A 14,692-nucleotide genomic window follows, 5' to 3' on the forward strand; every position below is an offset into this window, starting at 1 on the left:
CTGGTTTCCCCCTGACTACGGGGTGGAACCAGCCACTGTTGGTCTCTTGTCGGCACTCAGCGGCGGACGTCGACCCCCGCCGACGCCTCACGGGCCAGCAACTCCTCACGGAACGGCAGGCCCTCCCAGTCGCCGGAGTGGGTCACCGCTGCGGCCCCCATCAGGTTGGCCCGACGCAGTCGTGCCGCCGGCTCCAGGTCGTCCAGCATCCCGGACACGTAGCCTGCGGTGAACGCGTCGCCGGCACCGACGGGGTCGACCACGACCAGCGCCTCGGTCGGACCGTTGAGGACGCCGTCGGGCAGATGCAGCCGGGCACCGGCGCCGCCCAGCTTCACCACGACCTCGCCCACGCCGTGGCTGAACAGGTCGGGCATGGCTGCACCCAGCAGTTTGAGTTCGTCGGGGGAGCCGATCAGCACGTCGACGCTGTCGAGCATGCCGCTGATCAACTGGCCGGCGGCGTCGGCCGACCACAGCAGCGAGCGGTGGTTGACGTCGAAGACGACGGTCGCCCCCAGTTCCCGAGCGCGGCGGGCGCAGGCCAGGGTGGCTCGCGCCGGTCCCTCACCCAGAGCCGGGGTGATGCCCGAGAGCACCACCACCTGCGGCGCGGTGGCCTCGAGCAGGGCCACCACCGATTCCTCCAGCAGTGACGCGGCCGACCCGGCCCGGTGGTAGTCGACCGCCGCCCCGTACGCCCGGGGCACCAGCAGCATGAAGCCGGTGGGATGGTCCGGGTCCACGCTCACCCCGGACACGTCCACGCCCTCACCGCGCACCTGGCGCAGCACCAGACGTCCGTAGGAGTCGTCCCCGACCCGGCTGGCCCAGGCCACCGAATGTCCGAGCCGGGACAACCCGATGGCCACGTTGGATTCGGCGCCGGCGACGTGCGTGGTCCAGGTGGTGGTGCCGTTGAGGGGCGATGAGGCCCGCAGGCTCATCATTGACTCGCCCATGGTCCAGACCTGTGTGCCAGCAGTGCTCATGCTCGGCATGCTTGCACGAACTCCCTCGCCCGGGTGGCCAGGTCGTCCAATGAGCCGCCGCGGGCAGCGTCACCCATCAGTGGCCCGCCGATGCCGAAGCCGATGGCACCCACCTGGCGGTACTGCGGGATCTCGGCCAGTCCGACCCCGCCCACTGCCACCAGGGGGATGTGGGGCAGCGGGTCACGCAGGGCCTTGAAGTGGCTCGGCCCCCCGGAACTGGCGGGGAAGATCTTGACGGCGCTCGCCCCGGCAGCGTCGGCGGCGATGACCTCGGACGCGGTCCAGGCGCCACCCAGGCTCGGCAGGTGCACACTTGTCGCGGCGGCGATGGCCGGGCAGAGGCCCGGGGTCACGACGAAGGTGGCGCCCGCCTCACTCGCCCGGACGACGTCGGCGGCGGTGATGACGGTGCCTGCTCCCACCCACACGCCGTCGGGTGCCTCCGCCGACAGGGTCGCGATCGCGTCGGTGGCGTCCGGGGTGGTCAGGGTGACCTCGAGCAGTCGCACGCCATGGGCGATCAGGGTGCGGCCGATGGGCAGGGCGAACCCGGCGTCGGCGCAGCGGATGATGGCCACCAGGCCGGCGTCGCCCAGCACCTGGCGGAAGGTGTCGGGGTCGGGTGGGGGGAGTGGCTGAGGGGTTTCCATGATCACCATTCTGCGAAGGAACCGTCGGGGTGCAACCAGATCGGCCCCCGCCACTGGTGCGGCGTCTCGTCGGCCTTGCGGATCGCCGCCTCGTCCAGGTCGATGCCCAGCCCGGGGGCGTTCCAGCGTTCAATGTGGCCGTCGGTGCTGGTCAGCACCGACTGGTCGACGACCAGGTCGAGCAGGTCGGCGTCCCGGTTGTAGTGGATGCCCAGGCTCTGCTCCTGGATGACGTGGTTGCTGGTGGCGAAGCCGACCTGCAGGCAGGCCGCCAGGGCGATCGGGCCGAGCGGGCAGTGCGGTGCCAGCAGGGCGCCGTGGGCGTCGGCCAGTGAGGCGATCTTGCGGGTCTCGGTGATGCCACCGGCGTGGGAGAGGTCGGGTTGCACGATGGTCACCCCGGCCGCCAGCACCGGCAGGAACTCCTGACGGCTGTAGAGCCGCTCACCGGTGGCGATGGGCAGGTGCGTGTGCGCCACCAGGTCGGCGTACAGGTGGGAGTTCTCGGGCACGACGGGTTCTTCGATGAACATCGGCGAGACGTCCTCGAGGCGCTTGATCAGCTGCCTGGCCGCCGGGAAGGACACCCGTCCGTGGAAGTCGATGGCGACGTCTCCGTCGGCGCCCATCACCTCGCGGGCCGCCTCGGCGCGGGCCACGGCAGCGTCCAGTTCGGCGCGGGTGGCGAGCTTGCCGAGTGCCGGGGTCGCGTTCATCTTGACCGCAGTCAGCCCCGAGTCGCGGGCCGCGCGGGCAGCATCGGCCACTCCGTCGGGCTGGTCACCGCCGATCCAGCCGTAGACGCGGATGCGGTCGCGCACCGCCCCGCCCAGCAACTGGTGCACCGGGGCGCCCAGGCGTTTGCCGAGGATGTCCCACAGCGCCTGGTCGATGCCGGACACGGCGCTGGCCAGGATGGGCCCGCCGCGGTAGAACGAGGCATTGGTCATCAACTGCCACAGGTGCTCAATGCGTCCGGGATCCTGGCCGATGGCGGTCTCGGCCAGCTGGTGCACCGCGGTGCGGACCGTCTCGGAGCGGCCCTCGCAGGTGGCCTCGCCCCAGCCGACCACCCCGTCGGTGGTCTCGACGCGGACGAAGAGCCAGCGCGGGGCGACCAGGAAGGTCTCAATGCGTGCGATCGTGTCGGTCAACGCTCAGCCCTTCGTGGCGCCCGCGGTGAGACCGCTGACGATGTACTTCTGGACGAACAACGAGCCGATCATGATCGGCAGGGTGACCACCGTGGTGGCCGCCATCAGGCCGCCCCAGTCAATGCTGGCGTAGCCAATGAAGTCGAAGATGGCCACCGGCAAGGTCTTGGTGTCGGTGTCGGAGAGCACCAGGGCGAACATGAAGTTGTTCCAGCTGAAGATGAACGCCAGGATGCCGGCGGTCGCGATGCCGGGGCTCGACAGCGGCAGGGTCAGGTGCCAGAAGGCGCCGATCGGGGTCAGCCCGTCGACCTCACCGGACTCCTCGACCTCGAGCGGGAGCCCGTCGAAGAAGCCCATCATGATGTAGACGATCAACGGCAGCGAGACGAACATGTGCGACAGGATCAGCACCGTGTAGCCGCCCACCAGTCCCATCAGGCTGAACACGTAGTACCAGGGCACCAGCAGCGAGACGCCGGGAATGATGCGGGCCATCAGCACCACGACCGAGGACTTGTTCATGGCAAAGCGGCTCATCGAGTAGGCCGCGGGCACACCGATCACGATCGACAGCACCGTGGAGACCAGCGCGATGATGAAGCTGTTCCAGATGAACTCGCCGTAGTTGGCCTGCTCGAAGACGCGGACGTAGTTCTCGATGGTGGGGCTGAAGCTGAAGATGTTCTCGGTGTCGAAGATCTGCACGGTGGTCTTGAACGACGCGATCACCATCCAGACCAGCGGGGCCAGCAGGAACACGATGATCAGGGCCAGCGCGATGACGCGGAAAACCTTGTAGCCGGTGGAGGTCATGTCACTTGCCCTTCTTGTTGCCGCGGGTCAGTGCGAACATCAGGATCACGATCAGCAGGAAGAAGAAGATCAGCACCGCCGAGGCCAGCCCGTACTCGTTGTAGTCGAAGCTCAGGCCGTAGGCGTACACGTTGAGGGTCTCGACCTCGTTGAAGGAGCCACCGCCGCGGCCCTTGGTGGCGTAGAGGATGTCGAAGGTCTTCAGGGCGTCGATGCCGCGCAGCAGGATCGCCACCAGCACGGTCGACTTCATCAGCGGCAGGGTGATGAACCAGAACCGCTTCCAGGCGTTGGCGCCATCGATCTGGGCGGCTTCGTCCGGTTCGTCCGACAGCGACGAGAGGCCGGCCAGCAGGATCAGCGCCACCATGGGCGTCCACTGCCAGATGTCGATGAACATCGTGGTCCACAGCGCCGTCGACTCGCCGGCCAGCCACGGCTGGGGTGGGATGCCGACCCAGCCGAGCATGGTGTTGACCACGCCGATGTTCGGGTCGAAGATCAGGCGCCACATCATGCCAACGGCGACGGGAGTGGCCACCAGCGGCAGCAGCACGGCCACCCGCACCCAGCGCTCGCCGCGGAACGGGCGGCGCAGCAGCAGCGCGATGATCATGCCGAGGATGACCTCGACGACCAGCACGACGGTGGTGAACAGCACGGTGCGTCCCACGGCCGGCCAGAAGCGGTCGGTGTCGGTGAGCATGTCGGTGTAGTTCTCAAGACCGATCAGGTCGCGTTCAGCCTGCACCGAGCCCTGGGCATCGGTGAAGCTGAGGTAGCCGGTCCAGACCAGCGGGAAGATGATCATCAGGGCGACGAACAGCATCGCGGGGGCAGCGAAGACCCACTTGCGATGGTCGTTGGCCCACTGTGCCCATTTCGGCGTCGTGCGCATCGTGTACGCGCGATCGCGGGTGGCCAGGTCATTCGACATGGGAGTCCCTCGGCAGATGGTGGGGGCGGTCAGCGCCAGGGCGCTCCGCCAGGGGGGTGGCGCGGGCAGAGGTGAGCCGCGAGGGGCGAACGGCCCGGGGGGACGCGCAGCGCGCGTCCCCCCGGGAACCGCTCGGGGTTACTTGTTCTCGTCGTCGAGGAAGGCCTGCAGGTCGGTCTGCGCCTTCTCGATGGAGGCGGCGATGTCCTTGCCGGTGATGCCGTCGACGATAGGCTGGCCGACCATCTCGCGGGCCTTGGCGACCTGGATGACCAGGGGACGGTCGTGACCGACACCTTCCTTGGCGTTCTCGCTGATCGCCTTGGCCAGGTCCTGGGGGAAGCCGGAGGTGCCGGCGGCGTCGTCCCAGGCCGAGTTGCGGGCCGACATCAGACCGGCCTTCTGGTTCTCCAGCGTCTTGGCCTTCGAGGTGGCCCACTCGATGAACTTCCAGGCGTTGTCCTGGTTCTTGGACTTGTTGTTGATGGCCAGGCCCCACGACGGGATGTTGAACGGGCGACGCCCGGCGGGCCCCTTCGGGAAGGGCGCGAAGCCGACGTTCTCGGCGACCTTGGACTTGGTCTTGTCGGTGGCGTTGGTGTAGAGCACGTCGGCCTCGGTGTAGAAGGCGGCGTTGCCCTGGGTGAAGATCGCCATTGCCTCGGGCCAGCTCATGTCGGTCGAGACGTTCTGCGGACCGGTCTCACGGATGAGCTTGGCGTACATCTCGTAGGCCTGCTTGGCCTCGGGGGTGTTCACGGTGGCGGTCTTGCCGTCCTCGCTGTGGAAGTCGCCGCCGTAGCTGTACAGGTAGCTCGAGAACTGGGTGACCGCCGCGCTGCGTCCGGTGCGGGCCACGAATCCGGCCTGACCGGTCTGGGCCTTGGCCTTGGTGGCCATCTCGAACAGTTCCTCCATGGTGTCCGGCGGTGCCGAGGCGCCGATCTTGGTGAGGATGTCCTTGCGGTAGTAGAGGCACTCCCGCTCGGTGGTCAACGGGACGCCGACGACCTTGCCCTCGTAGGTGCTGGCCTCGACCGGACCGGGCTGGTAGTCCTTCCAGTCGTAGTCGGCGTTCGCGGTGACCTTGCTGGTCAGGTCGAGCAGCCAGCCGTTCTTGGCGAACAGCTTGCCCTCCTGCAGCGGGCGGTACATCAGCACGTCCAGGTCGTCGGTGCCGGAGTTGAGCTTGACGTTGTACTGGTCGGACAGCTGGTCCTCGCCGAGCTGGGTGAGCTTGACCTTGAGGCCGCTCTCCGACTCGAACTCGGGGATCAGCTTCTTGATGGCCTCGGTCCAGGGGTGGTTCGACAGCGTCACCTGCAGTTCGGTCGAGGTGGCCCCCGAGTCGTCGCTGCCACAGGCAGCCAGACCGGCCACGGCGGCAGCGCCGGCCGGGATCGTCAGAACGGTTCTACGCTTCACAGATATTTCCTCCGCGTTTCCCTGCGCCGCGCAGGGGTTCGGCATCGTTGCCTAGCCCTAGACTGGTGAATAAGTCAGACTTATTCAAGTCCTGAGGGGGTGAAAGATGCAGATTCGCAACATTTACGATGCCGAGCCCAATGCATCGCCCGACCATGCGCCCCGCCGGTTCATCCCCGAACCCGAACCCACCAGCAGCCGTCGCCACGACATCCTGGAGTCCCTGGGCCAGGCCATCTGCGGCGGCGGGCTGCACGAGGGCGACGTGCTCAACATGGACGAACTCGCCACCCGCTTCAAGGTCTCCCGGCCAGTGGTGCGGGAGGCCTGCGGTGTGCTGAGCTCCCTGGGGCTGGTCGTCTCGCGTCGTCGCGCCGGCACCGTCGTCCAGGCGCCCGACCAGTGGGAACTGTTCAGCAGCGACGTCATTCGCTGGCGCCTCAACTCGACCAGCCGGGCCAGCCAGATCATGGAACTGTCCGAGCTGCGGTCCTCCATCGAACCGGCCGCCGCAGAACTGGCCGCCAGACGTGCCACCGCGGCCGAACGGGAACGGCTGGTCGACTGCCTGCAGGTGCTGCTGGCTGCCGGCGAGGCCGGCGACATTCCCGGTTTCCACCGCGCTGACAAGCAGTTCCACACCCTGATCATGGTTTCTGGGCACAACTCGATGTTCGCCCAGCTGCACCGCTTCGTCGAGGGCATGCTCGAGAGCCGCTACCGGCAGGGCCTGATGCCCGACGAGATCGACCCCTGGGCGCTGGCCTGGCACTCGTCGCTGGGCCGCGCCGTGATCGACGGCGACCCTGCGGCCGCCCACGCGGCTGCGCGCAAGATCGTGGCCCGCTCGGCCGACGAGATGATCGAACTCTCCGAGCTGCCCGCGCCAACGCCCACCAGCGGGGTGCAAGCCGAGGGCTGGTTGGCACGCGGCTAGGGTGACCCGGTGAGCGTTGCCCAGCGGTCGGTGAGTCGCGAGATCCTCGCCCTGGCCGTCCCCGCGTTCGCCACCCTGGTCAGCGAGCCGCTGCTGTTGCTGGCCGACTCGGCCATCATCGGCCACCTCGCCACCACCAGCCTGGCTGGTCTCGGCCTGGCCGGGAACGTGATTGGCGTGGTGGTGGGGCTGTGCATCTTCCTGGCCTACGGCACCACCTCGTCGGTGGCCCGGCTGCTCGGCGCCGGTCGTCGCCGTGATGCGCTCACCGAGGGCTTCGACGGGATGGTGCTCGGCGCCGGGCTGGGTCTGGTGCTGGCCCTGCTGATGCAGCTTCTCTGCCCGGCCATCATCGGGCTCTACCACCCGTCGCCCCAGGTGGCCGGCGAGGCACTCACCTACCTGCGGGTCACCTCCCTGGGGTTCCCGGCGCTGCTGGTGATGCTGTCCTCGACCGGCGTGCTCCGCGGGCTTCAGGACACCCGCACCCCGCTCTACGTCGCCGTCGGGGTCAACCTGTGCAACATTGGGCTCAACCTGCTGTTCGTCTACGGCCTCGGCCTGGGCATCCTGGGTGCTGCCATTGGCACCGTGCTCAGCCAGAGCGCCGCGGCCGTGCTGCTGGCGGTCGTCGTCCTGCGCGGTGCCCGGCGCGAGCAGGCGCCGCTGGTGTTCCGTCCGGGCGGCATCCTGAAGGCTGCCCGCAGCGGGGTGTGGCTGGTGCTGCGCACCGCCAGCCTGCAGACCTCCATCACCGCCACCACCATCGTGGCCACCCACCTGGGCGTGATCGGGTTGGCGGCCCACCAGGTCGCGAACTCGTGGTGGTCGTTCCTCGCCTTCGCCCTGGATGCCCTGGCCATTGCCTGCCAGGCCATCATCGGACGACACCTGGGCGCCGGCGACGTGGCCACGGCGCGCCACGTCATGCGCACCGCCCTGCTGTGGGGAGTCGGCGGCGGCGCCGTCCTGGGGGCCGTGATCATCGCCGTCCGTCCGCTGCTGATGCCGATCTTCACCCCGGACGCCGCCGTCGCGGCGCAGTTGTCCGGCGCGTTGCTGGTGATCGGCCTGCTGCAGCCCCTGGCCGGTGTCGTGTTCGTGCTGGACGGGGTGTTGATCGGCGCCGGGGACGCCCGCTACCTGGCCCTGGCCGGACTGCTCGCCACCGCCCTGCACCTGCCGTTCGTGTGGCTGCTGGACGTCAACGGGCCGAGCCTGTGGGCGTTGTGGGTCGTCTACGGGGTGTTCATGCTGGGACGCGGGTTGACCCTGGCCTGGCGGGTGCACGGCGCCGCCTGGATGCGCCTGGGTGCCGACAGTACAGGTGCTGCTGGCTAGAGTCGCAGGTATGAACACAGTGCTGTGTGTGGGTGAGGCCCTGATCGACGTGGTGCATGGCGTGGACGGGCGGGTGAGCGAACACGTGGGCGGCAGCCCGCTCAATGTCGCCGGCGGCCTGGCCCAGCTCGGGCACCCGACCACCCTGGCCTGCTGGATCGCGCCGGACGACCACGGTGACCTGATTCGTGAGTGGCTGGCCGACCACGTGGTGGCGTTGGCCCCCGGCTCGGAGGGTGCCCCGCGCACCGCCACCGCCAGGGCGGTGCTGGACCTGGCCGGGCAGGCGTCCTACGAATTCGACCTGGAATGGGACCTGCCGCCGGTCGACGTGCAGGGAGTCACCCACGTGCACACCGGCAGCATCGCCGCGGTCCTGGCACCCGGCGCCGACAAGGTCCTCGACGTGCTGAGACGGGCCGCCGAGGCCGGGGCGACGATCAGCTACGACCCGAACATGCGGCCCGCCCTGATGGGATCACCCGAAGCCGTGCGTGGCCGCGTCGAGCAGATCGTGGCCCTCAGCGACGTGGTCAAGGCCTCCGACGAGGACATCGCGTGGCTCTACCCCGACGAGCCGCTGGGCCAGGTGTTGCTGCGCTGGGCCGGGATGGGCGCCGGTCTGGTCGTGATGACCCGGGGCGTCGAGGGGGCGGTGTTCGTCCACGGCGACGACATCGTGCCGGTGCCGCCGCGCACCGTCGAGGTGGGTGACACCGTCGGAGCCGGTGACTCGTTCATGGCCGGGCTGGTCTCGGGGCTGTTCGACGCCGGGTTGCTCGGCGCCGGCCGCGGGCATCTGGCGGCCGCCGGCGACCACGCCGGCATTCGGGCGGCGCTGGCCCGAGCAGTCCAGGCCTCGTCGTTGACCGTGACCCGCCGCGGCGCCTATGCCCCCACCCGCCGCGACCTGGGGGTGCCGGTCAGCTGAGCCGGTCAGCCGAAGGGGTCGAACTCGGCCCCGACGGTGGCCACCCGCGGCAACTCGTGGGGCAGCCGCACCTCGACCCGCATCCCGTCGGCCAGCTGGCGTCCCCGGCGGGTCTCGAGTTGCCCGTCGACGAAGACGAAGCCGGCCTGGATCCACTGGCGGGCCTGGCCACCGGTGTCGGCCAGGCCGGTGAACTTCAGGAACTGGCCGAGGCGGATCGGGTCTTCACTCATGGGGGCGATGGTACCGCCGGTGGGCAGTCGGTGGCGCGAGCGCTCAGTGGGGCGCTCGAGCAGTCAGTGGGTCAGCGAGAACCGTCGGGCGACCCAGCGAAGCCCCGGCGGTGACCACCAGTTCCACTTCCCGAGCAGGCGCATCGTGGCCGGCACCAGCAGGCCCCGCACGACGGTGGCGTCCAACACGATCGCGACCAGCATGCCGACCCCGATCATCTTCATGAAGAACAGCGGGCTGACGGCGAAGCCCATCACGACCACGCACAACAGCAGTGCGGCGCCGGTGATCAGACGCCCGGTGTTCTCCATGCCGACCGCGACCGCGCGGGTGTTGTCGCCGTGCTTGTCGTACTCCTCCTTGACCCGGCTGAGCAGGAAGACCTCGTAGTCCATGGACAGGCCGAACAGCACCGCCAGCATCAGCAGCGGTTCTGTCGGGTCGAGGTAGCCCGGTGAGCTGAAGCGCAGCAGACCTTCCCAATGGCCATCGGCGAAGATCCAGGTGGTGATGCCGAACGCCGCCCCCAGGCTCAGGACGTTCATCAGCAACGCCTTGATCGGCAGCACGACTGACCCGAAGGCCAGGAACAACAGCACGAACATGGCCGCCGCGATCAACCCGAACATCAACGGCAGGCGTTCACCGACAGAGTCCAACAGGTCGACGGTGGTGGCGGTGGCGCCGCCGACCAATGCGGTGGCGGGCGCGTCGACGGCCCGCAACTCTCGCAGCAGGTTCTGGGAGTTCTCCGACTGGGGCAGGCCGTCCCAGCTGACCTGCAACAGTGTCGCGGGGGCCGTGCCGGGTTCGGTCTGGTCGACCACCGCGACGTCCCTGACCCCCGCCACGGCCGCCAGGTCGGCGAGGTAGCCCGAGATGGCGGCCGGGTCCTGGGCCTTCTCGCCGGTCACCAGCACGTCGGCCGAGGCGCCACGGGTGCCGAACCACTGCTGCTGCTTCTCGATGGCGATCACGGCGGCCGACGAGCGGGGCAGCATGGCCTCGTCGATCGAACCCCACTTCACGCCGAAGAAGGGCACCGTCATCACCACCAGCGCGATCACGATCGGCACCAGGAAGGCGAAGGGGCGCTTCATCACCGCGGTGGCCAACCGGTGCCAACCGCCCTGTCCGGCCTTCGGCCGGGGACGGTTCAGGAACGGGATCCGGCCGCTGGTGATCCGCCCGCCGAGCAGCACCAGCACCGCCGGCAGCAGGGTCAAGGTCGAGACCATCGCCACCAGCACCGCGGCCATGCCGCCGACGCCCATGGACTTGAGGAACTCCTGGGGGAAGACGAGCAGGGAGGCGAGTGAGACCGCCACCGTCAGGCCCGAGAAGAGCACGGTGCGTCCGGCCGTCTGGATGGCGACCACCGCCGCCCTGGCGGAATTCTCGCGCCCGGTGTCGGGCATCGCGGCCAGTTCCTCGCGGAAACGGGTGACCACGAACAGGGCGTAGTCGATGGCCAGCCCCATGCCCAGGATGGTGACCACGTTGACGGCAAAGACATTGATGTCCAGCACGTAGCCCATGGTCCGCAGCAGGGCGAACGAGCCGATGATGGCGGCCCCGCCGATCATGGTCGGCATCAGGGCCGCGACCACGGACCCGAAGATCAGGATCGACAGGACGAAGACGATGGGCAGGGCGACCATCTCGGTCTGCACGATCGAACTCGTGGCCAGGTCATTGATGTCGTCGTACATCGGGTACACGCCGGCGACGTGTGACTCCAGCCCCTCAATGGCGACATGGGTGCGGATCTTGGCGAAGCTGGCGAGCCGCTCGTCCTCGTCGGCACCCTGCAGGTAGACCAGCACCATGCCGGCCTGCTGGTCGTCGGAGACCAGTGTCCCGGTCGGGTCGGCGAACCAGGGGATCGTCTGGGCGGCGCCATGGTCGGCCAGTGAGGTGAGTTTCGCGGTGGCCTTCGCGACGATCGCGGGGTCGGTGATGGCAGCGTCGGGGGAGTGGTACAGCAGGACCAGGTCGGCGCCGGTGTTGCCGAAGTAGGTCTGGCGCTCGGCCAGGATCTTCGCCGAGTCCGACGTTGGGTCCTCGAAACCACCGTTGGTGAGTCGGTCGAACAGGCCCAGCCCCCATGCTGCGGAGGCCGCCAGGACGACCAGGCAGGTGATGAGCACCGTGAGCGGGTTGCGGGTGAGGAGGCGAGCCCAGAGCGACACCGTGGTGGACCTTCCGAGGCGAGGTGCCGCGGGAGGCGGCGCATGCCCGGCAAGTTTATGGGCGACCCGCGCAGGGGTGCGACCCGACCCGGGCGGTGGACTGACTGTTGGTGACCCCTGTCCTGGCCGCCCGATCGGGCCACGGTGCCCCAGCAACGTGCACCCAGTGGGTGTTATCGGTCCAGAACGGCCAGATCAGGCCCACTGGATGCACGTTGCTGTGGGCACAGGACCCTGCAACGGCGAATCAGTCGTGGGTCACCCGGACGACCAGGGCACCGGCGTCGATGGCGCTCCGCATCCGGCGCACCTGACCGACCGCGTCCCCGTCGATCTGGCCCGTGGGGGTCTTGTCGAAGATGGCTTCGGCCTCATGGCTGGTCCAGTGGCGCATCCGCTTGTGCCCCCTGCGGTGCCGGGTGGCGACGTCAGTCATCACGGCGGCCCACCCCAGCGGTCCCCGGGGGGACAGCACCAGGGTGTCGAGGTGTCCGTCGTCCGGTTCGGCCTCGGGAACCAGCACCACCCCGCCGGTGAGGATCCCGCAGTTGCACACCATGTAGGAACGGGCCCGGTGGGAGCGACCGTCGGGGCCGGGCTCGTCATTGGTGACCCTGACCCGGAAGCCCTCGGCCAGCAGTGCCTTGGTGCCCGAGGCGACATAGGCGAACCAGCCCACCAGCTTCTTCAGGTTCTCGTTGGTGTTGGCCATGGTGTCCCCGTCGACACCGACGCCGGCGACGACCAGGAACACCTCTTCGTCGTGGTCGTCGAACTGGACCAGTCCGACGTCGATCGGTCGGTCCTCGCCGCCGAGTGCCACCCGCAGCGCCGCCGCGAACCCGCCCAGCGGCAGGTTGAGGTTGCGGGCGAGCAGGTTGCCGGTGCCCTCGGGGATGATGCCCATCGGGATGCCGGTGCCCCGCAGTGCCGCGGCCACGAACCGGACGGTGCCGTCGCCGCCCATGGCGCAGACCAGGTCGGCCCCATCGTCGACCGCCTGACGGCCCATCGCGAAGCCGGGGTCGTCCGCCTCGGTCTCGAGCCAGCGGGGCTCCTCATAGCCGTACTCGGCGCACAGCTCCGCGGCGAGCGACCTGCGCTCGTCCAGGTCGGTGATCTTGGTCGGGTTGTAGACGATCGTCACGGTCTTCACGTTGTGGACTCTAACGGCTGGGGCACCGGTCGGGAGGGTGCTGCGGGTCTCAGTTGGGCAGGATCACCGTTCCGGCGTTCGCGGTGACAGCCTGGGTGATGTTGTCCAGTGCCGTGATCACCGACTTCGGCCCCCCGTTGCGGACGAAGCGCAGGGCGGCCTCGACCTTGGGACCCATCGAACCGCTCGCGAAATGGCCCTCGGCGGCGATCTGCTCCATCTCGGCCAACCGGACGGTGCCGACCTCACGCGCCTCGGGGGTTCCCCACCCGATGATGGCGTTCGGCACGTCGGTGGCGATCACCAGGACGTCGGCGCGCACCTGCTGGGCCAGCAGGGCGGCGGTCAGGTCCTTGTCGATGACTGCCTCGACGCCCTGCACCGTCCCGTCGTCCTTGCGGATGACCGGAATGCCGCCGCCACCGGAGGCGACCACCACGAAGTTGTTGGCCAGCAGCGACAGCATCGCCGGGGCATCCAGCACCTCCTGCGGGCTGGGGGAGGCCACCACGCGACGCCAGCCCTTCTCGCCGCGGTCCTCCCACTGCTGGCCGAAGCCGATCATGGCCTGGGCCTCGGCCTGGGGCAGGTAGCGTCCGACGGGCTTGGTGGGGGTGGTGAAGGCGGGGTCGAGGCGGTCGACCAGGGTGCGTGAGACCAGCGCGGCGACGTGGCGGCTGATGCCGCGGCGGGCCAGCGACGCCTCCAGGGCGTTGATGATGGTGAAGCCGATGGTGCCCTGGGTCTGCGCGCCGCACCAGTCCAGCGGCACCGGCGGCACCACCTTGGCGGCCAGTTCGTTCTTGACCAGCAGGTTGCCCACCTGGGGACCGTTGCCGTGGGTGATGACCACCTCGTGCTTGGCCTCGATCAAACCGGCAACCGATTCCATGGCGGCCTCGATGGCGCGGCGCTGGTCGTCGGGACGGGCGGCGCCGTCGGGTGCGGTCATGGCGTTGCCGCCCAGTGCCAGCAGAACTCTCATGTCAGTTCCTTTCAGGACCTGTCGCGAATCAGGTGGGTCGACGCCCGCGGATGGGGCGTTCGGGGGTGGCCGTGGCGGCCAGGTACTGCTGCCACGAGGTGGGACGGCGTCCCAGCAGCATGGCCAGCACGTGCGCAGAGCCCACGAAACCGTGGGCGTCGTAGTAGGCGAACATCGCCAGCAGTTCCGAGGTGGCGGCCAGGTCGTCGGTGATGGCCGCAGCGGTGCGGGTGGCGGTGACCGGGAAGCCGAGCACCTCGCCGGCCTGGCCGGCCATGGTGTGGGCGTCGAGTTCCTCGGGGCCGGCCAGTTCGTAGGTGGCGTGCACGTGGTCGCGGTCCAGCAGCACCGTGGCGCTGGCCTCGGCCACGTCGCGCAGGTCGACGTTGCTGAACGTGCGATCCAGCGAGTAGGGGACGGTGAGGTGCCCGTCGAGCACCGGCCCCAGCAGGTTCTGGAAGTAGGCGGCCGGCTGCAGGATCGTCCAGGCCAGACCACTGGTGCGCAGCAGGTGCTCGGCCTGGGCCTTGCGCAGGTGGTGCGGCATGGACGGGACGTAGGGGTGCATCACCGAGTGGAGGACGACCCGGTCCACCCCCGCCCGACGGGCCGCGGCGATGGTGCGGGCCAGCATTGGCACCTCGTCGACGCTGAGGTTCGGGGCGCTGTGGTGGATGGCGCGGACCCCGGCGCATGCCTCGTCCAGCCCGGCACCGGTGGCCGGGTCGACCTGGACGAGTTCGACCCCGGCCGGTGCCCGTCCCCGGTGGCGTCCCCCGGCGGGGCGCCGGGTGGTGCCCCGCACCGGGACCCCCCGGGCCAGCAGGGCATGCGCCACCGCGGCGCCGGTCTTGCCGGTCACGCCCAGCACGAGTACTGGTGCGCCGGACGGTGCGGTGGTGGTCACATGTCCTCCTGGCCCTGACGGGTGGTCCCGGT

At 69.3% G+C, this 14,692-nt stretch carries 14 protein-coding genes; 3 read left to right on the top strand and 11 right to left on the bottom strand.

The window, feature by feature from the left end; translation table 11 throughout:
* Window positions 1-56: 56 nt before the first annotated feature.
* The 6 genes from IPV09_RS08785 to IPV09_RS08810 form a co-directional block, all read right to left on the bottom strand.
* Entirely contained in the window at window positions 57-992 is a 936-nt protein-coding gene (locus tag IPV09_RS08785; protein WP_207474863.1) for a sugar kinase, read from the bottom strand.
* A complete protein-coding gene (locus IPV09_RS08790; protein ID WP_207474864.1) occupies window positions 989-1,645 on the bottom strand; it encodes a bifunctional 4-hydroxy-2-oxoglutarate aldolase/2-dehydro-3-deoxy-phosphogluconate aldolase in 657 nt (218 codons plus the stop codon). The genes IPV09_RS08785 and IPV09_RS08790 overlap by 4 nt, the downstream gene beginning before the upstream one ends.
* 2 nt (window positions 1,646-1,647) lie before the next feature.
* A complete protein-coding gene (dgoD, locus tag IPV09_RS08795) occupies window positions 1,648-2,799 on the bottom strand; it encodes a galactonate dehydratase (RefSeq protein WP_242681415.1) in 1,152 nt (383 codons plus the stop codon).
* Window positions 2,800-2,802: 3 nt separating this feature from the next.
* The gene (locus tag IPV09_RS08800) at window positions 2,803-3,615 is read right to left on the bottom strand and encodes a carbohydrate ABC transporter permease (RefSeq protein ID WP_207474865.1); all 813 of its coding nucleotides are present in this window, start codon (window positions 3,613-3,615) and stop codon (window positions 2,803-2,805) included.
* A 1-nt stretch (window position 3,616) separates the two neighbouring features.
* On the bottom strand, window positions 3,617-4,552 hold the full coding sequence (locus IPV09_RS08805; protein ID WP_207474866.1) for a carbohydrate ABC transporter permease: 936 nt from the start codon (window positions 4,550-4,552) through the stop codon (window positions 3,617-3,619).
* Between the two features lie 138 nt (window positions 4,553-4,690).
* Window positions 4,691-5,977, bottom strand: a complete 1,287-nt coding sequence (locus IPV09_RS08810) for a sugar ABC transporter substrate-binding protein (protein WP_207474867.1) — start codon at window positions 5,975-5,977, stop codon at window positions 4,691-4,693.
* A gap of 106 nt (window positions 5,978-6,083) precedes the next feature.
* Between IPV09_RS08810 and IPV09_RS08815 the strand changes: the two genes are divergently transcribed.
* Genes IPV09_RS08815 through IPV09_RS08825 form a run of 3 tightly spaced genes read left to right on the top strand, consistent with a single transcriptional unit; the run spans window position 6,084 to window position 9,186 of the window.
* A complete protein-coding gene (locus IPV09_RS08815) occupies window positions 6,084-6,914 on the top strand; it encodes a FadR/GntR family transcriptional regulator (RefSeq protein WP_207474868.1) in 831 nt (276 codons plus the stop codon).
* Window positions 6,915-6,923: 9 nt separating this feature from the next.
* Window positions 6,924-8,255 carry an MATE family efflux transporter gene (locus IPV09_RS08820; RefSeq protein WP_207474869.1) on the top strand — a complete coding sequence of 444 codons (1,332 nt, stop codon included), beginning with the start codon at window positions 6,924-6,926 and terminating at the stop codon, window positions 8,253-8,255.
* A gap of 10 nt (window positions 8,256-8,265) precedes the next feature.
* Complete coding sequence (locus IPV09_RS08825; protein ID WP_207474870.1) at window positions 8,266-9,186, top strand: carbohydrate kinase; 921 nt, start codon at window positions 8,266-8,268, stop codon at window positions 9,184-9,186.
* Window positions 9,187-9,191: 5 nt separating this feature from the next.
* Here IPV09_RS08825 and IPV09_RS08830 read toward each other — a convergent pair whose 3' ends face one another.
* The 5 genes from IPV09_RS08830 to IPV09_RS08850 all read right to left on the bottom strand — a co-directional run bounded on the left by IPV09_RS08830 (window position 9,192) and on the right by IPV09_RS08850 (window position 14,660).
* Window positions 9,192-9,419 carry an RNA-binding S4 domain-containing protein gene (locus tag IPV09_RS08830; protein WP_207474871.1) on the bottom strand — a complete coding sequence of 76 codons (228 nt, stop codon included), beginning with the start codon at window positions 9,417-9,419 and terminating at the stop codon, window positions 9,192-9,194.
* 63 nt (window positions 9,420-9,482) lie between these two features.
* Complete coding sequence (locus tag IPV09_RS08835) at window positions 9,483-11,612, bottom strand: MMPL family transporter (protein ID WP_207474872.1); 2,130 nt, start codon at window positions 11,610-11,612, stop codon at window positions 9,483-9,485.
* A gap of 247 nt (window positions 11,613-11,859) precedes the next feature.
* On the bottom strand, window positions 11,860-12,768 hold the full coding sequence (locus tag IPV09_RS14650) for a diacylglycerol kinase family protein (RefSeq protein ID WP_207474873.1): 909 nt from the start codon (window positions 12,766-12,768) through the stop codon (window positions 11,860-11,862).
* A 49-nt stretch (window positions 12,769-12,817) separates the two neighbouring features.
* Window positions 12,818-13,753, bottom strand: a complete 936-nt coding sequence (locus IPV09_RS08845) for a carbamate kinase (RefSeq protein ID WP_207474874.1) — start codon at window positions 13,751-13,753, stop codon at window positions 12,818-12,820.
* A 28-nt stretch (window positions 13,754-13,781) separates the two neighbouring features.
* Entirely contained in the window at window positions 13,782-14,660 is an 879-nt protein-coding gene (locus tag IPV09_RS08850; protein ID WP_207474875.1) for an NAD(P)H-binding protein, read from the bottom strand.
* Window positions 14,661-14,692 lie beyond the last annotated feature (32 nt).

Origin of the sequence: Tessaracoccus sp. SD287, from assembly GCF_017355265.1 — a bacterium.
GTDB lineage: Bacteria > Actinomycetota > Actinomycetes > Propionibacteriales > Propionibacteriaceae > Aestuariimicrobium.